We start from the raw sequence: 22,895 nt of genomic DNA on the forward strand, positions 1-22,895 counted from the left end.
ACGAAAGGGCGGCCGGGTCACCCCGGCCGCCCTTCGTCATCTCGGATCGGCTGCGATCTCAGTAGCCGTAGCCATACCCGTAGGCCGGGGCCGGAGCACCGTAGCCATAGCCGTAGCCGTTGCGGCGGGCGGCATCGGCTGCGGCGGCCGCGCCGATCGCGCCCACGGCGGCACCGGCGATGCCGAGGCCGACGGCGGCGCCCGGCGAGATGCCGCGGCGGCGCCCGCCATAGGCGTAGTTCCGGCCGACATACCCACGGCCGTAGCCGTGGCCGTAATGGTGGCCGTAGCCGTGACCGCGCCAGCCCTGGGCCTGGGCCGGGGAGGGGGCGACGGTGGACACGGCGCCGAGGGCCACCGCGAGGGCCGGGATGATCGCCAGCTTGCGCATCGTTGATCTCCTGCTTTCGTTCAAGCGATTGACCCGAACAACGAGCTCGGCCGGGAAGGGTTCCCGTAATCGCTCGGCCCGGGTCCGCCCGCCGGCGTGGCGATGGACCGGTCGTCCGGTCCCCGCCACGGGGGACGTGACTGTCGCTGATCCTGGCGGCCGCCGCCTGAACTCGGGCTGAACTGGCGCTCGACCGGGACGTCAGCCCGGCCGAGCGAGACGCCGGGCGGTGACGAGGCCGACGGCGAGGATCGTGGCGGCGCACAGGGCGAGCGCCGGCAGCTGGCCGAGGGTCTCGAGGCCCAGGCCCAGCACCGCCACGCCGATGGCCTGGCCGCAGAAGAACGAGAAGGCGTGCAGCGCCACCGCCGAGGCCCGGGCCTCCGGCACCACCTCGGTCACCTGCACCTGGAAGGTGTTGTGCAGCATGTAGAAGCCGAGGCCGAGGGCCACGAGCGCCGCGGCGTCGGTCTGCCAGGCGCCGGCGAGGCCGACGGTGAGCAGGGCGCCGCCCGAGACCGCGCCGCCCGCCATCAGCATCCGGGTCTGGCCGAGGAGGCGCAGCAGGAGCCCGACCGTCAGCGAGTAGGTCAGGCCGCCGGCCGCGAAGCCCGCCAGGACCAGCCCGGCCTCCCGGGGACCGCCCTCGCCGCGGGCCTCGATCAGGTGGGCGAGGTGCGGGAAGATGCCGAACACCGCGACCGCCTCGACGAAGACGGCGGCGAAGAGCACCCGGGCGCGGGGGGTGCGCAGGATCGTGCGGTAGCGCGCCAGCGCCGGCGCCAGGGCGAAGCGGCCCCCGGGCGCGCGCAGGCGCCGGGCGAAGCCGAGGGCGACGCCGAGGAGGCCGACGATCCCGACCCCGGTCGCGAGGGCGAACACGCCGCGCCAGCCGATCGCCCCCTCGATCAGCCCGGCGATGGTCGAGCCCGAGAGCTGGCCGAGGATCACCGCGACGAGGAAGCGGCCGATCGCCACCTGGCGCTGGGCCATCGGGATGCGGTCGCCCATCATGGCGAGCGAGAGCGGGATCACCCCGCCGGCCGCCGCGCCCGCGACCATGCGCAGGCCGAACAGGGTGCCGATGTCGCCCGCCACCGTGCAGGCGGCGAGCGCGAGGCTCATCACCACGAGGCAGGTGACCACCACCCGCTCCTTGCCGAGCGCGTCGCCGACCGGGCCGAGGATCGGCTGGATCAGCGCGTAGGGCAGGGCGAAGGCGGTGGAGAGGAGCGCCACGGTGGCGGGCGGGCTCGCGAGGTCGCGGGCGAGCACGCCGACCAGCGGCTCGACCACCCGTCCCGCGAAGGTGCTGGCGAAGCCCCCGGCGGCCAGGACCGCGATCAGGCGGGCGGGCGACCCGTGTTGGAGCGATCCTTGCTGCGGCGTCCCGGCGGCCTGCATCGCCCCCGCCTCAGCCGCCGGCCCCGTCGGTCGCTCGCGCCTTGGCGAGCCGGTCGAAGGCCTGGAGCTCGGCGAGCAGGGCCGGCATCTGGCGCAACGGCACCATGTTGGGCCCGTCCGAGGGCGCCCGGTCGGGATCGGCGTGGGTCTCGATGAACACGCCGGCGACGCCCACCGCCACGGCGGCCCGGGCGAGCACCGGCACGAACTCGCGCTGGCCGCCCGAGGTGGCGCCCTGGCCGCCGGGCTGCTGCACCGAGTGGGTGGCGTCGAACACCACCGGCAGGCCGCCGCTCACCTGCGCCATGATCGGCAGGGCGCGCATGTCGGAGACGAGCGTGTTGTAGCCGAACGAGGCGCCGCGCTCGGTGAGGAGCACGTTGGGGTTGCCTGCGCCGGTGATCTTGGCCGCGACGTGGGCCATGTCCCAGGGTGCGAGGAACTGCCCCTTCTTGACGTTGACGACCCGCCCGGTGGCGGCGGCCGCCAGCAGCAGGTCGGTCTGCCGGCACAGGAAGGCCGGGATCTGCAGCACGTCGACGGCCTGCGCGGCCTCGGCGCAATGCCCGGCCTCATGCACGTCGGTGACGACCGGCAGGCCCAGGGTCTCGCGGATCTCGGCGAAGATCGGCAGCGCCTGGCTCAAGCCGAGGCCCCGGCTCGACCCGGCCGAGGTGCGGTTGGCCTTGTCGAAGGACGACTTGAACACGAGGCCGATGCCGAGCCGCGCCGTCATCTCCTTGAGGGCGCCGGCGACCTCGAGGGCGTGGGCCCGGCTCTCCAGCGCGCAGGGGCCGGCGATCAGGCCGAGCGGCAGGTGGTTGCCGAAGCGGACGGAGCCGGCGGCGACGGTGACGGGCGAGGCCGAAGGGGATGGGGTCGACATGGTGGGGAGGCGTAGCGGGTTTCGGGGAGCGCGGGAAGGTGGCGGGCCGCAGGGCACGCACTCGCGCGGCATGGCGGGCGATCCGTCGGGATCCGACCCGTCCCGATGCGCGAGGACCGCGCCCTCGGGTCCGTGACCGGCGGTCGGCCCCCACCACCGGTCGCCCGGAAGGCCCGCGGCACCCTCCCGCTGACGTATCTGGTATTTGACAATCGTCCATCATAGGAGATGATTGCAGCACGACAGGAGCCGCGCCATGCCAACACGTCCCGATCCCGCGCCACCATCCACCGGTGTCGCCCGATGACCGGCGCGGCGATCCTCTGCCTCGTCGCCGGGGCGGGACTGGTGGTGCAGAACGCGCTGATGGGCGCCATGGCGGCGCGGGGCGCCGGGCTGACCGGAGCGCTCCTGTGCAACTCGCTGGTCGGGCTGTCGCTGCTCGGCCTCGTCGAGGCCTGGCGCAGCGGGCCGGCCTTTCCGCTGCGGCTGATCGAGCGGGTGGAGCCGTGGTTCGTGGTGCCGGGGCTGCTCGGGACGCTGTTCGTCGCCGCCTGCCTGTACGGCTACCGCCAGCAGGGCGCGACCGTCACGGTGACGATGGTGGTGGCCGGCCAGCTCGCGGCGGGGATCGCCGCCGACGCGGCCGGCCTGACCGGGCGCCGGAGCGGGATCGAGGCCCCGCTCGGCTGGCAGACCTGGATCGGGGCCGCGCTGCTCGTCGTCGGCGCGGTGCTGGTCCTGCGCGGGCGGGGGACGGCGTGACGGAATGGGGGCGGACGAGACCGCCCCGTCGGCCGCCACCCCGGCTGGCCCTCGGCCGTCAGCCCCGGGCGCCGCGGGGCGCCTCGGTGGCGGTGGCGGCGAGGCCGTCCGGTGCCGCGGCACCCGAGCCGAGCAGGTTGACGGCGACGTGCAGGCCGATGGCGGGTCCGAAGACCAGGGCCAGCATGAGAAGCAGAACGACCACGACGCTGCGGTCGCGGGTGGCGGCGCCGCCGGAGCGGGCGGTCATCGTCGTCAGAGTCATGGCTCACCTCGTTCGACCGGCCGCATCGGCGCCGGTCGCGGGCGAGCCCGATCAGCGATCAGGCGCGGGTCACGCGAGGCGGCACCGAGGCGGCGCGGTCCGTCGACTACTGTCGCTGGGCATGGGGGATTCAGGATTCCGGTGATGCCGCGCGGCGCCGAGTCGTCGGACCCCACGCGGACCAGGGCCACATGCGTGCGAACCCATCCGACGTCAAGGGGGAGGCGGGAGTTTTTATCGCGGTGCAGCAGGCGTGCCCGGGCGCGACGCCACGCCCACGCCGGAACCGGCGGACGGCCCGCACGATCCCTTTGTTCTCGCCGCATTTCTTTGCCACAAGCCGATACGACCCCTGCCGGGCGAGAACGACCCGTCGCCGATCGCGGGGCGCCTCACCGAGACCTCCCGCCGCATGCCGCCGCCTCGAACGGGCGATCGGCCGCGACCGGGCGTTGTCCGGGGATACCCGACGATCGGATCGTCACGAGACCCGTCTGCCGAAGGCCCGCCCGCCGTCCATGCCCGATCCCCAGCTTTCGCCACCCGACGACGCCGCCCCGATCCCGACCGGTGTGCCGGGCCTCGATTCGATCCTGGAGGGCGGCTACGCGGCCAACCGCGCCCACCTGATCGAGGGCCGGCCGGGCTCGGGCAAGACCACCCAGGCGCTGCAATTCCTCATCGACGGGGCGCGGCTCGGCGAGCGCTGCCTCTACATCACCCTGTCGGAGAGCCGGCGCGAGCTGATCTCGGTCGCCACCCGCCACGGCTGGTCGCTCGACGGCATCGAGATCTTCGAGCTGGTGCCGCCCGAGCTCAGCCTCGACCCGCGCCAGCAGCAGAGCCTCGTCCATTCCTCCGACCTCGAGCTCGGCGAGACCGTGCGGCTCGCCGTCGCGGAACTCGACCGGGTCAAGCCGCAGCGGGTGGTGTTCGACAGCCTCTCGGAGATCCGGCTGCTCTCGCAGGGCTCGCTGCGCTACCGCCGCCAGGTGCTGGCCTTGCGCAGCTACCTCCTCATCCACGACGCCACCGCGCTCCTCCTCGACGACCTCACGGCGGAGCAGGACGACCTCAACCTGCACAGCCTCTGCCACGCGGTGATCCAGCTCGAGCAGCTCGCCCCGCTCTACGGCGGCGAGCGCCGTCGCCTGCGGGTGATCAAGATGCGCGGCACGCGGTTCCGCGGCGGCTTCCACGACTTCGTCATCCGCCGCGGCGGCCTCACGGTGTTTCCCCGCCTGGTCGCGGCCGAGCACGGCCATTCCTACGCGATCGACCGGCTCGGCAGCGGCAATCCGGGCCTCGACGCGCTGCTGGGCGGCGGGCTCGACCGGGGCACCAGCACGATGCTGCTCGGGCCCTCGGGGGTCGGCAAGTCGTCGACGGCGCTGGCCTACGTCACGGCGGCGCTGGCGCGCGGCGAGCGCGGGCTGATCCTCAGCTTCGACGAGCCGACCGGGATCCTGCGGCGTCGGGCCGCCGGTCTCGGCATGGCCGTCGACGGGCCGATCGCCGACGGCCGCCTGCGGGTCGAGCAGATCGACCCGGCGGAGGTCTCGCCGGGCGAGCTCGCCGCGATGGTGCGCAACGCCGTCGAGCGCGACGGCGCGCGCGTGGTGCTGATCGATTCGCTCACCGGCTACCACAACGCGATGCCGGGCGAGCAGTATCTGCTGCTGCAGATGCACGAGATCCTGACATACCTGAACCAGCAGGGCGTGACGACGCTGCTGGTACTGGCCCAGCACGGGCTCGTCGGCCAGATGTCGGCGGCGGTCGACCTCACCTACCTCAGCGACACCGTGGTGCTGTTCCGGTACTTCGAGGCGGACGGGCACTTGCGCCGGGCGGTGTCGGTGGTCAAGAAGAGGGTGGGGCCGCACGAGGCTACCATCCGGGAACTCCGGATCGACGGCGACGGTTTGCGTGTCGGCGAGCCGCTGGTGGGCTTCCGGGGCGTCCTGACCGGCGTGCCGGTCTTCCAGGGCCGCCTGCCGGCCGAGGGCGCGGGACCCGAGCGGGATCTGCCGGTGGGGTCAGCCGATCGGGACAGCCATGAGAGAGAATGATCCCCCGGTCCTGATCCTGGCCCCGACGGGCCGCGACGCCGAGGTGGCGTCGAGCATCCTTGAGGAGGCCGGCCTGCGGGCGGAGGTCTGCGCCGACCTGCCGGCGCTGGTCGCCCGGCTCGACGAGGGCAGCTGCGCCGTCCTGACCGAGGAGGCCCTGCGCGCCTCCGACCGGCACGGGCTCGCCGCCTACCTCGCCGGGCAGGAGCCGTGGTCGGACTATCCGTTCGTGCTGCTCACCCTGCGTGGCACCCCGCCGGAGGCGCGGCTGATGGAATCCCTCGGCAACGTCACGCTGCTGGAACGGCCGTTCCACCCCGCCACCCTGGTGACCGCGACCCGCTTCGCCGTCCGGGCGCGCCGGCGCCAGCGCGAGGCCGCGGCCTTCCTGCACGAGCGCCAGCAGACCGCCGAGCGCCAGGCCCTGCTGATCCGCGAGCTGCACCACCGGGTGAAGAACACGCTCGCCACCGTGCAGGCGCTGCTCGGGGCCTCGGCGCGGGGCGCCACCAGCGTCGACGAGTTCTACCAGGGCTTCTCGGCCCGGGTGATCTCGCTCGCCAAGACCCACAACCTCCTGACGGAAGATTACTGGCAGATGGCCTCGCTCCAGGAGATGCTGGAGAACGAGCTCGGCCCCTACAACGACGAGGCCGGCAAGCGCATCGCCCTGAAGGGCCCGCTGGTCGAGCTCACCGCCGACCTCGCGGTGCCGACCGGCATGGCGATCCACGAGCTGACCACCAACGCCGCCAAGCACGGCGCCCTCTCGGTGCCCGAGGGGCGCATCACCGTGACCTGGGACGTGGCGCAGGACGAGGCCGGCCGCCGCCTGCGGCTCGACTGGACCGAGCGCGGCGGACCGCGGACCGCGGAGCCGACCCGCAAGGGCTTCGGCTCGACCCTGCTGCAGCGCGTGCTCACCATGCAGTGCGGCGCCGACATCAAGTTCGACTTCAAGCCGACCGGGCTGCACTTCCGCATGGAGGCGCCGCTGGTCGAGCACCGGACGGTGCCGCACTACTGACGCGCGCCCCGGACGCCTGCGTCCGGAGCGTCCTCATGCCGCCCGGACGGCGGCGGGCAGGAGCGCGGCCGCCACCGCCGCGGGACTGTCGAACAGGTGATCGGGCCCGGCGGCCGCGAGCGCCGGCGCGCGCGTGTAGCCCCAGGTCACCGCCCCGAAGGCGAGGCCCGCCCGCGCGGCGGCCGCGTGGTCGCGCAGCTCGTCGCCGAGGCACAGGACGCGGGACGGCGGGATGCCGCTCGCGCGCACCACGGCGGCGAACCGGCGCGCCTTACCGAACACGCCGGCGCCGCAGGCGTAGTGCCCGATCAGGCCGGCGCAATCCGGGCCGAGCACCCGGCGCGCCACGTCCTCGCGGTTCGAGCTGACGAGGGCGAGCGTGATCCCGCCCTCCCGCAACCGCCCGAGCAGGGCCGGGATGCCGGGAAACGGCGCCAGCATGCCGGCGTCGCGGGCGGCGAGGCCGTGCATGTGGCGGGCGATGAAGGGCAGCTTCCAGCCGGGGACGCCGAGGCGCCGCATCACGCCCCGCGCGTCGAGCGCCCGCAGGGCCTCGACCTCGTCGGGCGCGGGCCGGCGGAAGCCGTAGCGGTCGGCGACGCCCGGCAGGACGCCGGCGAACCACGGGAAGGTGTCGGCCAGCGTGCCGTCGAAATCGAGGACGACCAGCCGGTACGGCGGGCCGCCCCGGTCGGCTACCAGCACACGCGGGGCAGCCGGCGCTTCCAGCGCTGGCCGACGCGCAGGTCCTCGTCGCCGGCGCGGCGCTTGGCCCGCAGGCGCATCTCGCCGGTCTCGGCCGCCTCGGCCACCGGAGCCTTGGACTGGGGTGCCTCGGGCTGGGGCGCGGCGGCCTGGATCCGCGGGGCGGCCGGCAGCGCGATGGGGGCGGGGGTCTGGATCGGCGCCTCGTCGGGCCAGTCCTCGGGCCAGACGAAGGCCGGCCGAGGGCCGGGCGTGCGGCGCTGCGCCGGGGCGGCGGTCCGGTAGCGGCGCACCCGCGGCAGCTTCGGCTCGGGTTCCGGCGCCGCCTCCGGCTCCGGCTCGGGCTCCGGCGGGGCGATCAGGCTCGGCAGAACGCGCTTGGCGCCGGCGTTCCTGGGGTCGGACGCGGCGGCCGGCGAAGGCTTGGAGAAGACGTCTCTCGCCAGGGCGTCCCGCGCCGACGAATCCTTCGCGGCGGGCGACTTGAGGGAGGAGTCCTTGGCGAAGGCCGGGGCCTCCGGCGGGTCGAAACGGCCCGACTGGGTCGCCGCGGCGGCCTCCTCGAACAGGCCGGTCCCGGCCCAGAGGTTGCGGCCGGGGGCGGCGGGACGGCGCTCGGGCTCGCCCGTCGCGGCGGGGCTCGCCGGGGGCTTGCTCGCGGGGCGCTCGCTCTGGGGCCGCTCGCTGTCGGGGGTGGCGATCAAGGGGGATGTGCGGCTGCGCTTGATCTCGACCGTGAATGACGGTCTCGCGCGGTGGCGCGTCATTGAATGTCCTGAAGCGATCTGTTCGGAATCAATCACCCGCGGCCATGCGCGCGGGCACGATCCTCACTTAGGATGGGTTAGGGGAATTGTCCATGGCAAGAATTGATAAAGTCTCAACGGAGGTCACAGTGACGGCATCCCGATGGTCTGGCGTCCGCAATGTTCTGTCGGCCGCGAGATTTGACTCAATCGTGTCGCAGTCGTGCCGTGTCCCGGCGGGAGGCCGCGCGTGAGCCGGCCGGTCGCCCGCGTCTTCGTGCTCACGGGAGCCGGGATCTCGGCCGAGAGCGGGCTCGGCACCTTCCGGGATCCGGGCGGGCTGTGGCGCCGCTTCGACCCGATGCGGCTCGCCACCCCCGAGGCCTTCGCCCGCGAGCCCGAGGAGGTCCACACCTTCTACAACCTGCGCCGGCAGGGGGTGCGGGAGGCCGCGCCCAACGCCGCCCACGCGGCGCTGGCGCGGCTGGAGGTGGGCCTTGCCGCCCGCGGCGGCGGGCTCTTCCTGTGCACCCAGAACGTCGACGACCTGCACGAGCGCGCCGGCTCGCGGTCGGTCGTGCACATGCACGGCGAACTGATGCGGGTGCGCTGCACCGCCTGCGGCGCGGCCGCGCCCTGGGCGGAGGATCTCGGTCTCGACACCGCCTGCCCGGCCTGCGGGCGGCGGGGCGGGATGCGCCCGGACGTGGTGTGGTTCGGCGAGGTGCCGCTCCACCTCGACGCGATCGGCGACGCCCTCGCGGCGGCCGACCTGTTCGTCGCCATCGGCACCTCCGGGGCGGTCTATCCGGCGGCGGGCTTCGTGGCGCAGGCCCGGGCCGCCGGGATCCCGACCCGGGAGATCAACCTCGCGCCCTCCGACACCGCCGGCCTGTTCGACGAGGCCACCTACGGCCCGGCCACCCGGGCGGTCCCGGACTTCGTCGCGGAGCTTCTCGACGAAGATCTACCGGGCGGAGACGGGCCGGGCCGGGACCGGCACGGCGGACGGGAGGCGTGATCTTCCTCCGGGCGGAAGGTCAGGGCGCGTAGGCGCTGGCGGCCGCCGGCAGGGACAGGGCCGGGAGCGGCCGCGCCGCGAGCGGCCGCAGCACCGGCCGCAGCCAGGGGCCCTCGATGGCGAAGTGCCCGGCGGGCCGCCCGTCGGGCCCGGGCTCGATCCTCGCCTCGGCGCCGAGGCGGCGCTCGGCCAGGAAGACCCGGCCGCCGAGGGTCGCCGTCAGCCCCCCGCCGCGGACCTGGCCCTGGCCGATCTCGGCGACCCCGTCGGCCACCGTCAGGCTGACCCGGGCGCGCTCGAAATGGGTGCGGCCGCCCCGGCGCCGGGCGACGGCGGTGGAATCGGGCCGCTGGGCGAGGTCGGCGAGGTTGAGGCCGAGGATCTCGCCGCCCTCCACCGTGGCGACGGCGCGCCCGCCGAGGCGGCCGACGAGGTCGGCGAGGCTCGATCCGGCCGTGTCGAGCACCGCCGAGCCCTGGCCGCGGCCGAGGATCCAGCGCGGCCAGCCGAGATCGGCGAACAGGCCGCCGAGGTCGACCCGGTCGGCGCTGCCCTGGAGGCGGGCGTCGAGGCCGGAGGGCAGGGCGGCCAAAGCCGCCCGCCCCTTGACGGTGCCGCCCTGCACGGTGGCGCGCCCGAGCGTCGCCTCGACGGTGCCGTCGCGCACCAGGAGGCCGGCGGCGACGTCCTGCGCCTCCAGGGACCCGAGGCGGGCGGAGGCCGCGGAGAGCCGCAGGTCGAGGTCGCCCCGGGTGAGGGCGTCGAGGCCGAGGGGCGCCCGGCTCCAGCCGCCGCCGGGCTCGACGTCGGGCAGGAGACCCGACAGGTCGAGCCTCTCGGCCGCCAGGGTGCCGCTGACGGACAACCGCCCCCGCGCCAGGGCGAGGGCGCCGGCTCCCTCGAGCCGGTTGTCGCCGAACCGCACCCGGATCTCGGGCCATTCGACGCCGCCCGGACGAGCCGTGAAGCGCCCCTCGACGCCGACCGGGCCGGCGAGCGCGGCGGGACCGGGCTCGACCCCGAGCCAGGCCAGGGTGCGGGCCAGGGCCGGGGTGGTGAACCGGCCCTGGCCGGACAGGCGCGGGCCGTCCGTGGCGGGGCCCGCGGACGCCTCGTTGGCAGGGACATTCGCGGCGGGAGAATTCGCGGCGGTCGTCCCGGCCCAGACCAGGCTGCCCTCGATCTCGGCGCTGCCCTCCGCGGAGGGTCCGTCGATGCCGGGGCCGGCGACCCAGGTCAGGGCGGCGGTGAGCGGGGTCTCGGCGCCGGCCGCGAGCGCGGGCGGGCGCAGGCCCGACACGGTGAGCGTCGCCGGCACGCCGCGCCAGGTGAAGGCGGCCGAGAGGTCGAGCCCGGCGCTCGGGCGCGGCCAGCTCGCCACCAGGTTCAGGCCGGTGACCGTCTCGCGGCTGCCGGTGCGGGGATCGCGTCCGGAGAGCGTGGCGTCGACGAGGACGAGGCGGCGCAGGTGGCGGCCGCGCCCGGCGGCGACGCGGGCGGCCAGCCGCGCGGCCGGCTCGGCCCAGTCGACCGCCGCGTCGTCCGGCAGGGCGATCCGGGCCCGGTCGAGGACGAGGCCGGTGACCTCGGCCCGGCCGGCGAGGAGCCCGGCGAGGCCGAGCTGCACCTGCAGGCCGGCGCTCTCGACGAGGTCGTGGTCGCCCCGGCGCAGCCGCGCCCGGGAGAAGCTGAGGGACGGGGCCGGCAGCAGGGTCAGGGTGGCGGGCCCGGCGGCCGAGAGGCCGAGGCCGTAGCGCCGCGCGAGGTCTCGCTCGGCGAAGGCGACCGCCCGCGGCGCCGCGATCGTCCAGGGCAGGGAGGCGGCCGTGAGCGCGAGGGCCGCCGTGGCGGCGCCGCTCAGGGCCAGGATGGTTCGGCGCGACATCGCTCTCCGGCTGCCGGCGTGGACGAGAAGACGATGCCCCCCCGGGCCGCCGCCGCCTGCGGTCCCTCGGACCTGCCGGCGGCGGGCGCCATCCCAAAACTTCCCTTTGACGGCCCCGGTATAATCCCTCGTGCGCGTCTTGTCTCCCCGGGCCGGCGCGCCGCCCCCGGCCCCGCCGGAGCGGACCATTTTCCCGGCACCGCCCGGTGGTGCGGCGCCGCAACGGTGCTACACAGGGCGGCGAGGCGCCGCATCCGTGCGGGAACGAGGGCATCCGAGCCCCGGCGGCACCAGAATGGATTGGGGAAACGAGGGATGAAGAAGGTATACCCCGACGCCACCGCCGCCCTGGCGGGCGTCCTGCGGGACGGCATGACGATCATGGCCGGCGGCTTCGGCCTGTGCGGCATTCCCGACGTCCTCATCGACGCGGTGCGCGAGAGCGGCGCCAAGGACCTCACGGTCATCTCGAACAATGCCGGCATCGACGGCGTCGGCCTCGGCGTGCTGCTCGAGACGCGCCAGATCAAGAAGATGATCTCGTCCTATGTCGGCGAGAACAAGACCTTCGCCAAGCAGTACCTCGCCGGCGAGCTCGAGATCGAGTTCAACCCGCAGGGCACGCTGGCCGAGCGCATCCGTGCCGGCGGCGCCGGCGTCCCGGCTTTCTTCACCAAGACCGGCGTCGGCACCCTGATCGCCGAGGGCAAGGAAACCCGGGAGTTCGACGGCGAGACCTACGTGATGGAGCGCGGCCTGTTCGCCGACGTCTCGCTGGTCCACGCCTGGAAGGGCGACCACGAGGGCAACCTCGTCTACCGGAAGACCGCCCGCAACTTCAACCCGATGATGGCGTCGGCCTCGCGCATGACCATCGCGCAGGTCGAGCACCTGGTGCGCCCCGGCGAGATCGACCCGGACCACATCATCACGCCCGGCGTGTTCGTGAAGCGGATGATCCACGTCCCGAACGCGGAGAAGCGCATTGAGCAGCGCACCACCCGCAAGCGTGCCGAGGCCGCCCCCAACGCCGAGCCCGCGCCCGCCCCCACGGGCGGCGGCGCCATCTGACGAGCGAGAGAGGAGACCACCATGGCTTGGACCCGCGACCAGATGGCGGCCCGCGCCGCCCGCGAGCTCGAGGACGGCTTCTACGTCAACCTCGGCATCGGCATCCCGACGCTGGTGTCGAACTACATCCCCGATGGCATGTCGGTGCAGCTCCAGTCCGAGAACGGGATGCTGGGCATGGGCCCGTTCCCCTACGAGGGCGAGGAGGATCCCGACCTCATCAACGCCGGCAAGCAGACCATCACCGAGCTGCCGACCACGAGCTACTTCTCGTCGGCCGATTCCTTCGGGATGATCCGCGGCGGGCACATCGACCTGTCGATCCTCGGCGCGATGCAGGTGGCCCAGAACGGCGACCTCGCCAACTGGATGATCCCCGGCAAGATGGTGAAGGGGATGGGCGGCGCGATGGACCTCGTCGCCGGCGTCAAGAAGGTCGTCGTGGTGATGGAGCACGTCGCCAAGGCCAAGGACGGCTCGGAATCGCCGAAGCTGCTCGAGGCCTGCGACCTGCCGCTCACCGGCACCCACGTCGTCGACATGGTGATCACCGATCTCGGCGTCTTCACCATCGACAAGAAGGGTGACGGCGGCATGAGCCTGGTGGAACTCGCCGACGGCGTCACCGAGGACGAGGTGCGGGCGAAGACGCAGGGCCAGTACCGGGTGGCGCTGAAGAACGGCTGAGGACGGCCTGCCTGCACGAGCAGGCAGATCGAACGACACCGTCGACACGTCACTGAGTCATCCCGGGGCTCGCCGCAGGCGAGAACCCGGGATCCATAACCGCCGACCTTCGAGAATGAGGCGGCGTCCGTCCTGCTTCATCTGCATCTCAGCGGTTATGGATCCCGGGTTCCGCTGCGCGGCCCCGGGACGACGATGGCAACTGTCAGCTGCGTCGACGAGGTAGCCGGGCAGGCTTGGATCAGTGCTGCCCCGGATACGCCGCATCCAGCACGAACGGGTACGGCCCATCGAAACTCTCGACATAGACCATGTGACTGACGATCCCGCTCTCCGGGGTGTAGCGGTGGAGCAGATAGGCCGGCGGCTCGAAGACCAGGGCGCCCGCGTGCGCCGGGTCTAGATCGAAGGCGACCTGGTGCGTCACGCTCGGGGCGATCTGCGCGATCGTGCCGGCATAGCGGGTCACGATCGGCCGGTGGTGGTGGCCGCACAGGATCCGCTCGATCGAGGTCTCACCGGCGATCAGCCGCCGGAACGACGCCTCGCCGTCGAGGAGCCGGATCTCGTCCATGTGGACGAGGCCGCACTCGAAGGGCGGGTGGTGCATGAACACCAGGGTCGGGCGGCCGTCGCCGCCGGCGAGCGCCCGTTCGAGGAAGCCGAGGCGCTCGGTGCAGAGCGCGCCGTGGCTCGCGCCCGCCACCAGCGTGTCGAGGGCGATCAGGCGGACCGGGTGATCCTCGACCGTATATTGGATGAAGCCGTCCGTCGCGCCGGGCATCCAGGCCGCCGGCAGGACCTCGCGCATGGTCTCGCGCCGGTCGTGGTTGCCGGGGATGACGTAGACCGGCATCGGCAGGCGGGCGAGGAGGCCGCGCAGCTCCTCGTATTCTTCCGCCAGGCCGCAATCGGTCAGGTCGCCGGAGATCAGCACGAGATCCGGCCGGGGCTCGAGGGCGAGGAGCTGGGCCACCGCGCGGGCGACCATCTTGTTGGTCTCGGAGACCCGGTAGGCCGGCAGCCCGTGGGGGCGCACGTGCAGGTCGGTGATCTGGGCGATGAGCATGGGACTCGGGTCCGGCAATCGGGGGCAACGAGGCCCCGTCCCGGATGCGCCCGGGACAGGGGGGATGCGTTTCAGCGCGAGGCGATCACTCGGCGCCCGGCAGGCGGAGCGCGGTGTCCTCGACGTAGGGGCGCATCAGGGCGTCGGCGGCCTTCTGGGCGGCGGCGAGCGCCTCCTTCGGCTGGCGCTTGCCGGAGAGCACGGCCTGCAGCTCGTCCTCGATCGCCTTGCGCACCGGCACGGTGCGGTAGGTGGCAAACCACGGCTTGGCGTTGGCGAGCTGGTCGACGGCGATCTTGGCGTCGGGGTTCTTGTCGAGGAAGGCCTTCATCTCCGGCAGGTCGTAGGCGGCCTTGTTGGGGGCGAAGTAGCCCGTGGCGCGGCTCCACCAGCCCGACTTCTCGGGCGAGGTCAGCCACTGGATCAGGGTCCAGCCGGCGGCGCGCTTCTCGGGCGAGAGGCCGGTCGGCTGCACCAGCGAGGCGCCGCCGATCGGCACCGCCTGGCGCACGTTCATCGGCACGAAGGCGACCTTGAACGGGAACTTGGCGGTGTCGCGAATGAAGGTGAGCGAGCCGGTCGAGATGATCATCATCGAGGCCTGGCCGGCCAGGAACGCGCCGGTCACCGCCGGGCCCTTCTGCTCGCCGGCCGGGTGCACCTTGGCCTTGTGCACGAGGTCCGACCAGAAGGTGAGGGCGCCGAGCATCGTCGGGGTGTCGTAATAGACCTCGCCGCCATACTCCTCGTTGTAGTAGCGCCCGCCGTTCGACATCGTCAGGGCTTCGAGGATCCAGCCGCCGTAATCGTAGTTCGAGGGCATCATCAGGCCCCAGCGGGTGGTGCGGTCGCCCTCGCGCCTGGTCAGCTTGCGGGCGGCGTCGGCGAGCTCGGCCCAGGTCCGCGGCGGCTTGTCGGGGTCGAGGCCGACCTCCTTGAAGTGGTCGGCGTTGATGTAGAGGAGCGGCGTCGAGTTGTGGAACGGCACGCCGTAGACCTTGCGGTCGATGACGGCGTTGGGCAGCAGCGCCGGGAAGAACTGGCCGGTGAAGGCGTCCTGGCTCTTGCCATCCTTGGCGATCAGGTCGTCCATCGGGGCGATCTCGCGCTCGATCGACAGGTCGGTGAGGAAGTTCGCCGACATGATGACGGCAGCCGGCGGCTTGCCGGCCTTGATCGCCGCGCGGGTCTTCAGGAGCGTGTCGTCGTAGGACCCGGTGAAGACCGGGACCGCCTTGATGTCGGGGTGGGAGTCGTTGAACTCCTTGATGAGCCCCGACATGTTGCGGGCGAGCGCACCGTCCACCGGAACGGGGAAGAACAGCTCGATGTCGGTCGCGAACGCAGGCTGCGGCGCCGCGAGGCCGGCCGCCGCCACGAGGGCGAGGGCGGCGCCCTTCCACCAGGAAATCATCTTGTCGGTCCTCTTTACTTGATGCCGGAGGCGAGGAAGCTGTTCACGAACCGGCGCTGGAAGATCAGGAAGGCGGCGAGCAGCGGCAGGCTGACCAGGAAGGTGCCGGCCGCGATCAGCCCCCAGGCCTGCATCCCCTCGGCGCTGAGCGTGAAGCTCGCGAGACCGAGGGTCAGGGGCCGCCTGTCGGGGGAGTTGATGACCATCAGCGGCCACAGGAACTCGTTCCAGTGGCTGGTGACCGAGACGATCGAGAAGGCGACGAGGGCGGGCTTCGTCAGCGGCAGGTAGATGAGGCGGATGCGGGCCCACCAGCCGGCCCCGTCGATCATCGCGGCGTCTTCCAGCTCGCGCGGCACCTCGCGGAAGCTCTGGCGCATCAGGAAGGTGCCGAAGGCGGTGGCGAAGTAGGGCGCCATGACGCCCGGCAGGGTGTCGTAGAGGCCCAGAGCCGCGACCGTCTTCAGGTTCGGCACCAGCAGCACCACCGGCACCAGCATCAGCTGGACCAGGAACAGGGCGAACAGGATGCCGCGGCCGGGGAATTCGAGGCGTGCGAAGACGTAGCCGGCAAGCGACGCCGTGACGAGCTGCACGACCAGGATGCCGGCGCAGATCGCGAGCGAGTTGAGGAAGTAGAGCGGGAAGTCGGCCGAAGCCCAGGCCTCGGCGAAGTTGGCCAGCGTCGGCGCCAGCGAGGGCAGGAGCGAGGCATCCGCCCCCGATCCCGCCGGCCGGAACGCCGCCACCAGCATCCACCAGAACGGCACCGCCCAGACGAGCGCGAGGCCGGCGACGACGAGGCGGGCGATCTGCGGGGTGACCTCGCGGGTCACCGGGCCGGATTGAACCTTGGCGGTCATCGGGCCGCCTCCGGGCCCTGGCCGCGGGCGAGCGACAGGGTGGTGAGGGCGGCGAGCAGGCCCAGGGTCACCACGGTCGCGGCGGCGGCGCGGCCGGCATCGTAGCGCTCGGCGGCCTGCTCGTAGATGTAGAACAGGAGGAGCTTCGTCGCGTCCGAGGGACCGCCCTTGGTCAGGACGAAGACGTGGTCGACCTGCGTCACGGCGTTCAGGAGCGCGATCACCCCGACGAAGGCGAAGGTCGGGCGGAGCGCCGGCAGGGTCACGAAGCGCAGGCGCTGCCACGGCCCGGCGCCGTCGAGGAGCGCGGCTTCCTTGGCCTCGTCGGGGATCGCCTGCAGGCCGGCCAGGATGAACAGCATGTAGTAGCCGGCGTTCTTCCACACGGTGAGCACCGTGATGGCGGCGAGCGCGAGATCGGGATCGCCGAGCCAGTTGGCGCCGGGGAGCCCGAGCCGGGCGAGGTGGTAGTCGATCAGCCCGATGCCGGGCAGGAACAGGAACAGGAAGAGCGCGGCCGCCGCCACCAGCGGGATCATCACCGGCAGGAAGAACAAGGCCCGCATCAGGGCCCGCACCCGGCCGGCGCCGTTGAGCGCCAGCGCGAAGGCGAGCGCCAGGACCAGGCTCGGCACCACCGTGCCGACCGCGTAGAGCGCGTTGTTGAGGAGCGCACGCTGGAAGGTCGGGTCGGCGAAGAGGGCGGCGAAGTTGTCCAGGCCCACGAAGCGGGTGCCACGCCGCGTTACCGCGTGGGTGGCGTCCCACAAAACCTCGACCACCGGCCAGTAGGTGAACAGGGCGAGGAAGACGAGGGAGGGGCTCAGCAGCGCCAGCGGCAGGAGGAGGCCGGCCCGGGGCTGCCGGGCCGCGGCGGGCACGGCGGTCGGAACGGCCGGAATCGTATCGAGGACGTGGGTCAAAGGGTCCGCCGGAGATGTCGTGACCGGCGCGTCATCGGGCGGTTTCGTGACAGGCGAATGAAATTCGATCCGCCCTCGACCGTGTTTCCGGCGCTCCCGCCGCCACGATCCCGGCCCCATGGCCGTTTCAGACGGATTTTCGACAATGGCACGCGGTGGCAATCGCCGGATCAACGACAACCCTTGCTGGCGTCCGCCGCGATCCGACATGCAAGATCTTGCCGAATCGCTCCCGCATGACGGATATCACGTTACGTAACTTGAGAGTCCGGTGGAGCCGGGCCTGTCGACGCCGACGGGGACGATCGGCAGGAGAGAGGAGGGGGCGCATCATCGTGCCGGATCGGGCGGACCGGACCGTCCCCGGGAGATGCCGATGCCCTTCGGTCGCGCCTTTCCGTCCGGCGGATATCCGACGGGCTCGGGCAGAACGCGCACCGCTTCGTTTCGAAGCGGCGGCGGATATGGATCCCGGATTTCCGCCTTCGGCGGCCTCCGGGATGACGAGGAAGGTCGGACGACCGGAGTTCGGCGCGTCAGCGCCGGCTCACCCGCATCGGCATGCCCTCGGAGGGCCGCAGGGTGATGCGCTGCTTGAGCACCGGCAGGTAGCCGGGCCGGAGCGAGAAGCGGAGCGAGCGGACCAGCACCGCCAGGATCGCCACCGCCTCGGACAGCGCGAACCCCATGCCGATGCAGATGCGCGGGCCGGCGGCGAAGGGCAGGTAGGCGTAGCGGTCGCGGGCCTTGGCGGCCTCGGGGGCGAAGCGGGCGGGGTCGAAGCGCTCCGGCTCGTCCCACAGCGCCGCGTGGCGGTGCACGGCGTAGATCGGGATCGTGATCGGCGTGCCGGCACGCACCGGTATCCCGTCGAGGTCGACGTCGCGCAATGCGGCCCGCACCACCACCGGCACCGGCGGGTAGAGCCGCATCGCCTCCAGGATCACCTGGCGGGTGTAGGGGAGGGCGTCGACGTGCTCGGGCGCGAGCGGCCCGCCGGCGGTCGCCGCCTCGACCTCGGCGGCGATCAGCGCCTCGCTCTCCGGGTGGTGGGAGAGCAGGTAGAGCGCCCAGGTGAGGGCGAGCGCCGTGGTCTCGTGCCCGGCGGTCACGAAGGTGAGCAGGTTGTCGGCGACGTCGCGGTCGTCCATCGCCTGCCCGGTCTCCGGGTCGCGGGCGGCGAGCAAGAGGCTCAGGAGGTCGTTGCGCCCCTCGGTGCCGGTGCGGCGCCCCTCGGCGGCGAGGCGCAGCAGCTCGTCGCGCAGGTAGGTCTTGGCCCGCTCGGCCTTGGCGCGACCCGGGAACGGCAGCCAGGCCGGCGCCCGCAGCAGCGTGAGGGCGACGACCCAGCTGGTCGATTCGAGGTAGTCGGTGATGCCGCGCTCGACCCGGGCCGCGTCGATCCCGCCGGCGCCCGGCAGCATGGTCTCGACGATGATCTCGAAGGTGGTGCGCATCATCGTCTGGGCGAGGTCGACCTCGGCGCCCGGATCGGCCGCGAGGGCGTCGCGGGTGCGCTCGGCCGCCGCGATCATCGCCGGCACGAAGCTGCGGATGCGCTCGGCCCGGAAGATCGGCGCCGCCGCCCGGCGCTGCCAGCGCCAGCGCGCGCCGTCGGCGGTCAGGATCGCGTCGCCGAGCGCCGGCGAGAGGGCGCGGCGCAGGACCTCCGACTTTTCGAAGGCGTCGGCGTCGTCCACCATCACCCGGCGGATCAGGTTCGGCGCCATCACGAACAGGCTGGAATTGCCCAGGACGGTCGAGGTGTAGACCGGCTCGCGGTAGATCGTCTCCGGCCAGGCCTCGAGGGGGTTGCGCACCACGGTGCTCAGGAAGCGCCACGGCCCGAGCGGCTGGGCCGGCGGCGTGATCCGGGCGAGGACCGGCCGGGCCCCCTCGGGGGCCGGACGGACGTGGGACGGATGCGCGTTCATGGCTCGCCTGGGTTCGGTGGTCCCGACGGGCACCGGGAGCCCGGAGGTTGTCTACCCGCTTCTGGGCGCGAGCGTGACCGGGAAACGCATCCCGGCCGGTGCGCGTTGGCACATTGCGCGCGGTGCCACGGTCACGGGAGAACCTGGGCCCGCCGGACCGGAGATCCGCCGATGCAGGCCGCCTTCGACAGGACCACCCTCGACCGCCTGATCGCGCTGGGCCGCAGCCGGGGCGAACTCACCCCCGACGACCTGCGCCGGGCCCTGCCGGTCGACCGGATGAGCGCCGAGGACATCGCGCTGGTGCTGATCGAGCTGGAGGAGGCCGGGATCGCGGTCGATCCCGACGAGATCCTGCTGCAGGGCGGCGGAACGCCGTTGCCCGCCGGCGCGATCCGGCTGCCCGAGCCGCCGGTACCGGCCCCCGCCGCACCCGTGGTGGAACCGCCGCCCGCCGCAGCCACAGCCGCGACGACATCTGCCCCGGACCGGGTGTCGCCGCCGCCCGCCCGTGGCGGCGCGCACCGGGCGGTGATCCTGGCGGGGCTCGCCGCCCTCGCGCTCGCCGTCCTCGTCCTGACGCTGTGGGCCCTGCGCGGCTGAGGGCGCGGCCGGCCGGCGTGGTCGGCCGCCGCGTGGCCGCTATATCCCGCCCTCCCTCGACCAAGGATTCCGCGCGCATGACCGGCCCCGCCTACCGCTTCGGCATCGAGGAGGAATTCTTCCTGGCGGACGCCGCCACCCGGGGCACGCCGGGCCAGGGCGTCCAGGGGTTCCACGCCGCCGCCAAGGCGCTGCTGCCGGCGGCCGAGCGCGAGCTGCTGCAGAGCCAGATCGAGATCGCGACGCCGCCCGCCACCACGCCCGCGGAGGCGCGCAGCGGCCTGTCGGCCCTGCGCCGCGGCCTCGCCGAGATCGGGCGGGCGCACGGGATCCTGGTCTTCGGCGCCGGCACCCATCCGGGCGCGGCCTGGGACGCGCAATCCCCGACCGACGGGGCGCGCTACGACGGCATCCTCGACGCGGTGCGGATGATCGGGCGGCGCACGCTGGTGAGCGGCATGCACGTCCACGTCGAGGTGGCGCGGCCCGACGACCGGGTCGACCTGATGAACCGGCTGCTGCCGTTCCTGCCGGCGCTGCTGGCGCTCTCGGTCTCCTCGCCGTTCTGGGAGGGGCGCGACACCGGCCTTGCCGGCTACCGCCTCAGCGTGTTCGGCGAGATGCCCCGCACCGGGCTGCCGGACCCGTTCGCGAGCACGGCGGAGTTCGAGCGCTTCGTGTCGGTGATGAAAGCTGCCGGGGCGATCGAGGATGCGAGCTTCCTGTGGTGGCACCTGCGGCCCTCGATCCGCTACCCGACGCTCGAGTTGCGCATCGCCGACAGCTGCACGCGGGTCGAGGACGCGGTGGCGATCGCGAGCCTGTACCGCTGCCTCGTGCGCGCCGCCGAGCGCCGGCCGGACCTGAATGCCGCCCTCGACGGGGTCGCCCGGGCGGTGATCCGCGAGAACCTGTGGCGGGCCCAGCGCGACGGCGTGCGCGCCGCCCTGATCGACCCCGGGGCCGGCCGCGCCGTGCCGTTCGGCGAGGCGATCGAGGAAATCCTCTCGCTCGTCGCCGAGGACGCGGCGGCGCTCGGGTGCGAGGACGCCCTCGACGACGCCCGCCGCATCGCCCGCGACGGCACCAGCGCCGACCGCCAGCGCGCGGCCTACGCGGCGGCGGGCAGGAGCGACGGTTCGGGAATCGCCGCGGTGGTGGACGCGCTGGCACGGGAGACCGAGGGGCGGGCGGCGTAGGGCGGGGGCGCGTCCCCGCCGCGGCGCCGACGAAAGCCCGCGGCGGCGGACGGTGCTGTCGCGGTTCCGTTCTGCAGGCGGCCGATCGCGGCCACGCCCGCTTCGGAGATCACCCGACCGCCTCGGGCCGCTCACGCCCGGAGCGGACCACCGCCGACAGCGCGACGTGGTCCTGGATCCCACCCCCCGCCGTGAATCGCATAATGTATCTTATGGAACTTGGCCGGGATCAGCAGGCCGGGACGCCCGATCGGGACACGCCCGGTTTCCCTTCATGCCGACCCGAATCAGATGCACGATGCCACCATGACCGAACTCCTGGAACACGCCATCGAACGCGTCCGCACCCTCTCGCCCGAGGCACAGGACGATGTCGCCCGCGTCATGCTGGCCGTCCTCGACGACGAGCCGGGGCTCGTCGTTCTCGACCCCGGGGAAAAGGCGTCGTTCGCCAAGTCCCTGGCGCAGGCCGCCCGGGGCGAATTCGCGAGCGACGAGCGGATACGAGCCATCTGGGCGAAGCACGGCCTGTGAAGTTGCGCTACACGCCCGAGGCGGCGGACGAACTCGAACGGATACTGGACGGGATCGCCGAGAAATCCCCGTACGGCGCCCACCGCATCCAGGCGGCGATTGAGCGCTTGCTCGAACAGCCCGGCAGCGGACCACCGACCGCTCTCCGTCCCATGCGCAGGACCTTGGCGAGCCCCTACCTGATCTTCTACGTCGCGACCGAGAACGAGATCGTCGTAGTCGGCATCCGGCACGGCGCTCGCGACCCCGCCACGATGCCGAACACGCCACGACGACCCGCATGACGACCGCCAACCTCTTCGCCGGCCTGCCCGCCGCGCCGCAATCCGACGAGACGACCGACGTCCTGGCGCAGGCCCCGCATGGCCGCGTCGAGCGGATCGTCTCCACCGGCCAGGCGAGCCCGCCGGGCTTCTGGTACGACCAGCCCTGGGACGAGTGGGTCGTGCTGCTCTCGGGAAGCGCCGGCCTGCACCTGCACGGCGAGCCGGCGCCGCGGCGGCTCGGACCCGGCGACCACCTGACGATCCCGGCCCGCCTGCGCCACCGGGTCGAGTGGACGAGCCCCGACGAGGCGACCGTCTGGCTCGCGGTCCACCTCCGGCCGGCCGATCAGCCGTCGACCGCGAGCGAGAGCCCGTCATAGGCCGGGACCACCCCGGGCGGCAGGCGCCGGCGCAAGGTCTCGTAGTCGAGGTCGGTGTGGAGGTTGGTCAGGACGGCGCGGCGCGGCGCCACCTCCTCGATCAGCGCCAGGGCGTCCGAGACCGAGAAATGGGTCGGATGGGGCGAATCGCGCAAGGCGTCGACGATCAGGAGATCGAGGTTGCGCAACCGTGCCTTGGCGGCGTCCGGCATCGTGCTGACGTCCGGCGCGTAGGCCGCGTCGGCGAAGCGGAAGCCGAGCGCCTTCTCCTCGGGCCCGTGCTCCATGACGAAGGCCGTGGCGGTCACCGGCCCGCCCGGGCCCTCGACGGTCACCGGCGCGCCGGCCTCGAGCGCGTGCAGGTCGAGGATCGGCGGGTAGAGGCTGCCCTCCCGGGACGTGAAGCAATACGCGAAGCGGGCGCGCAGCAGGTCGGAGGTCGTGGCGTCGGCGTGGACCGGGATGCGCCGGCGCATGTGGATCACCAGCGGGCGCACGTCGTCGATGCCGTGGGTGTGGTCGGCGTGGGAATGGGTGAACAGGATCCCGTCGAGGCGCGCCACCGCGGCGTCGAGGAGCTGCTCGCGCAGGTCCGGCGAGGTGTCGACCAGCACGGTCGTCGCCTCGTCGCCGGCCTCCCGTCGCTCGACCAGGAGCGAGCAGCGCCGGCGCCGGTTCTTGGGCTCCGCCGGGTCGCAGGCGCCCCAGCCGTAGCCGACCCGCGGCACGCCGCCCGAGGAGCCGCAGCCCAGGATGCGAAGGGTCAGGGTCGGCATGCGGTCGGA

General features: G+C 73.3%; 24 protein-coding genes. 11 read left to right on the forward strand and 13 right to left on the reverse strand.

All coding sequences use genetic code 11. The features are described 5' to 3' along the window. Window positions 1–58: 58 nt before the first annotated feature. From V3T34_RS04795 to kdsA, 3 genes are all read right to left on the reverse strand, one after another. Entirely contained in the window at window positions 59–391 is a 333-nt protein-coding gene (locus tag V3T34_RS04795) for a hypothetical protein (protein WP_091888534.1), read from the reverse strand. Between the two features lie 201 nt (window positions 392–592). Continuing rightward, window positions 593–1,795 carry an MFS transporter gene (locus V3T34_RS04800; protein WP_305077809.1) on the reverse strand — a complete coding sequence of 401 codons (1,203 nt, stop codon included), beginning with the start codon at window positions 1,793–1,795 and terminating at the stop codon, window positions 593–595. A gap of 10 nt (window positions 1,796–1,805) precedes the next feature. Continuing rightward, window positions 1,806–2,681, reverse strand: a complete 876-nt coding sequence (gene kdsA, locus V3T34_RS04805; RefSeq protein ID WP_060847641.1) for a 3-deoxy-8-phosphooctulonate synthase — start codon at window positions 2,679–2,681, stop codon at window positions 1,806–1,808. Window positions 2,682–2,984: 303 nt separating this feature from the next. Between kdsA and V3T34_RS04810 the strand changes: the two genes are divergently transcribed. Next, entirely contained in the window at window positions 2,985–3,446 is a 462-nt protein-coding gene (locus tag V3T34_RS04810; protein ID WP_060847642.1) for a DMT family transporter, read from the forward strand. 58 nt (window positions 3,447–3,504) lie between these two features. On the opposite strand, the gene V3T34_RS04815 is transcribed toward V3T34_RS04810, so the two are convergent. Continuing rightward, the gene (locus tag V3T34_RS04815; protein WP_305077810.1) at window positions 3,505–3,711 is read right to left on the reverse strand and encodes a hypothetical protein; all 207 of its coding nucleotides are present in this window, start codon (window positions 3,709–3,711) and stop codon (window positions 3,505–3,507) included. A 518-nt stretch (window positions 3,712–4,229) separates the two neighbouring features. Here V3T34_RS04815 and V3T34_RS04820 point away from each other — a divergent pair. Continuing rightward, window positions 4,230–5,783: an ATPase domain-containing protein gene (locus V3T34_RS04820; protein ID WP_091888538.1), complete on the forward strand. Its 1,554-nt coding sequence runs from the start codon at window positions 4,230–4,232 to the stop codon at window positions 5,781–5,783. Next, entirely contained in the window at window positions 5,770–6,810 is a 1,041-nt protein-coding gene (locus tag V3T34_RS04825) for a sensor histidine kinase (protein WP_060847645.1), read from the forward strand. Before V3T34_RS04820 ends, V3T34_RS04825 begins: the two co-directional genes overlap by 14 nt. Before the next feature lie 33 nt (window positions 6,811–6,843). On the opposite strand, the gene V3T34_RS04830 is transcribed toward V3T34_RS04825, so the two are convergent. Both V3T34_RS04830 and V3T34_RS04835 read right to left on the reverse strand, forming a co-directional pair. Further along, window positions 6,844–7,515, reverse strand: coding sequence for an HAD hydrolase-like protein (locus tag V3T34_RS04830; protein WP_305077811.1), 672 nt, complete (start codon window positions 7,513–7,515; stop codon window positions 6,844–6,846). Beyond that, the gene (locus V3T34_RS04835; RefSeq protein WP_060847646.1) at window positions 7,506–8,282 is read right to left on the reverse strand and encodes a hypothetical protein; all 777 of its coding nucleotides are present in this window, start codon (window positions 8,280–8,282) and stop codon (window positions 7,506–7,508) included. The genes V3T34_RS04830 and V3T34_RS04835 overlap by 10 nt, the downstream gene beginning before the upstream one ends. A gap of 229 nt (window positions 8,283–8,511) precedes the next feature. On the opposite strand from V3T34_RS04835, the gene V3T34_RS04840 reads away from it, so the two are divergent. Then, window positions 8,512–9,282: an NAD-dependent deacylase gene (locus V3T34_RS04840; RefSeq protein WP_305077812.1), complete on the forward strand. Its 771-nt coding sequence runs from the start codon at window positions 8,512–8,514 to the stop codon at window positions 9,280–9,282. Window positions 9,283–9,301: 19 nt separating this feature from the next. On the opposite strand, the gene V3T34_RS04845 is transcribed toward V3T34_RS04840, so the two are convergent. Further along, window positions 9,302–11,167, reverse strand: a complete 1,866-nt coding sequence (locus V3T34_RS04845; RefSeq protein WP_331369105.1) for an AsmA family protein — start codon at window positions 11,165–11,167, stop codon at window positions 9,302–9,304. A 315-nt stretch (window positions 11,168–11,482) separates the two neighbouring features. Here V3T34_RS04845 and V3T34_RS04850 point away from each other — a divergent pair, with 315 nt between their 5' ends. Together V3T34_RS04850 and V3T34_RS04855 are read left to right on the forward strand one after the other, a co-directional pair. After that, window positions 11,483–12,238, forward strand: a complete 756-nt coding sequence (locus V3T34_RS04850; RefSeq protein ID WP_060847649.1) for a CoA transferase subunit A — start codon at window positions 11,483–11,485, stop codon at window positions 12,236–12,238. 21 nt (window positions 12,239–12,259) lie between these two features. Then, window positions 12,260–12,925, forward strand: a complete 666-nt coding sequence (locus V3T34_RS04855) for a 3-oxoacid CoA-transferase subunit B (protein ID WP_060847650.1) — start codon at window positions 12,260–12,262, stop codon at window positions 12,923–12,925. A 241-nt stretch (window positions 12,926–13,166) separates the two neighbouring features. Here the strand turns inward: V3T34_RS04855 and V3T34_RS04860 are convergent, their stop codons facing one another. The 5 genes from V3T34_RS04860 to V3T34_RS04880 all read right to left on the reverse strand — a co-directional run bounded on the left by V3T34_RS04860 (window position 13,167) and on the right by V3T34_RS04880 (window position 19,128). After that, window positions 13,167–13,994 (reverse strand): phosphodiesterase, encoded by an 828-nt coding sequence (locus V3T34_RS04860; protein ID WP_305077814.1) that lies wholly within the window; start codon window positions 13,992–13,994, stop codon window positions 13,167–13,169. Window positions 13,995–14,079: 85 nt separating this feature from the next. Continuing rightward, window positions 14,080–15,408, reverse strand: a complete 1,329-nt coding sequence (locus V3T34_RS04865; RefSeq protein WP_305077815.1) for an ABC transporter substrate-binding protein — start codon at window positions 15,406–15,408, stop codon at window positions 14,080–14,082. 14 nt (window positions 15,409–15,422) lie between these two features. Next, window positions 15,423–16,271, reverse strand: a complete 849-nt coding sequence (locus tag V3T34_RS04870) for a carbohydrate ABC transporter permease (protein ID WP_305077816.1) — start codon at window positions 16,269–16,271, stop codon at window positions 15,423–15,425. Then, window positions 16,268–17,194 carry a carbohydrate ABC transporter permease gene (locus tag V3T34_RS04875; RefSeq protein WP_305077817.1) on the reverse strand — a complete coding sequence of 309 codons (927 nt, stop codon included), beginning with the start codon at window positions 17,192–17,194 and terminating at the stop codon, window positions 16,268–16,270. Before V3T34_RS04875 ends, V3T34_RS04870 begins: the two co-directional genes overlap by 4 nt. Window positions 17,195–17,730: 536 nt before the next feature. Next, window positions 17,731–19,128, reverse strand: coding sequence for a cytochrome P450 (locus V3T34_RS04880; protein WP_091888555.1), 1,398 nt, complete (start codon window positions 19,126–19,128; stop codon window positions 17,731–17,733). 171 nt (window positions 19,129–19,299) lie between these two features. On the opposite strand from V3T34_RS04880, the gene V3T34_RS04885 reads away from it, so the two are divergent. The 5 genes from V3T34_RS04885 (at window position 19,300) to V3T34_RS04905 (ending at window position 22,110) form a co-directional block, all read left to right on the forward strand. Continuing rightward, a complete protein-coding gene (locus tag V3T34_RS04885) occupies window positions 19,300–19,731 on the forward strand; it encodes an RNA polymerase sigma factor region1.1 domain-containing protein (protein WP_305077818.1) in 432 nt (143 codons plus the stop codon). A 77-nt stretch (window positions 19,732–19,808) separates the two neighbouring features. Next, window positions 19,809–20,930 carry a carboxylate-amine ligase gene (locus V3T34_RS04890; protein WP_091888559.1) on the forward strand — a complete coding sequence of 374 codons (1,122 nt, stop codon included), beginning with the start codon at window positions 19,809–19,811 and terminating at the stop codon, window positions 20,928–20,930. A gap of 306 nt (window positions 20,931–21,236) precedes the next feature. Then, window positions 21,237–21,464 carry a hypothetical protein gene (locus V3T34_RS04895; RefSeq protein ID WP_305077819.1) on the forward strand — a complete coding sequence of 76 codons (228 nt, stop codon included), beginning with the start codon at window positions 21,237–21,239 and terminating at the stop codon, window positions 21,462–21,464. Continuing rightward, window positions 21,461–21,748: a type II toxin-antitoxin system RelE/ParE family toxin gene (locus V3T34_RS04900; RefSeq protein ID WP_305077820.1), complete on the forward strand. Its 288-nt coding sequence runs from the start codon at window positions 21,461–21,463 to the stop codon at window positions 21,746–21,748. The genes V3T34_RS04895 and V3T34_RS04900 overlap by 4 nt, the downstream gene beginning before the upstream one ends. Then, the gene (locus V3T34_RS04905) at window positions 21,745–22,110 is read left to right on the forward strand and encodes a cupin domain-containing protein (protein ID WP_091888561.1); all 366 of its coding nucleotides are present in this window, start codon (window positions 21,745–21,747) and stop codon (window positions 22,108–22,110) included. Before V3T34_RS04900 ends, V3T34_RS04905 begins: the two co-directional genes overlap by 4 nt. On the opposite strand, the gene V3T34_RS04910 is transcribed toward V3T34_RS04905, so the two are convergent. Then, window positions 22,077–22,886 carry an MBL fold metallo-hydrolase gene (locus tag V3T34_RS04910; RefSeq protein ID WP_060847658.1) on the reverse strand — a complete coding sequence of 270 codons (810 nt, stop codon included), beginning with the start codon at window positions 22,884–22,886 and terminating at the stop codon, window positions 22,077–22,079. The genes V3T34_RS04905 and V3T34_RS04910 overlap by 34 nt on opposite strands. Between the last annotated feature and the right edge of the window lie 9 nt (window positions 22,887–22,895).

Origin of the sequence: Methylobacterium ajmalii, from assembly GCF_036448855.1 — a bacterium.
In the GTDB taxonomy this organism is placed as follows: domain Bacteria; phylum Pseudomonadota; class Alphaproteobacteria; order Rhizobiales; family Beijerinckiaceae; genus Methylobacterium; species Methylobacterium ajmalii.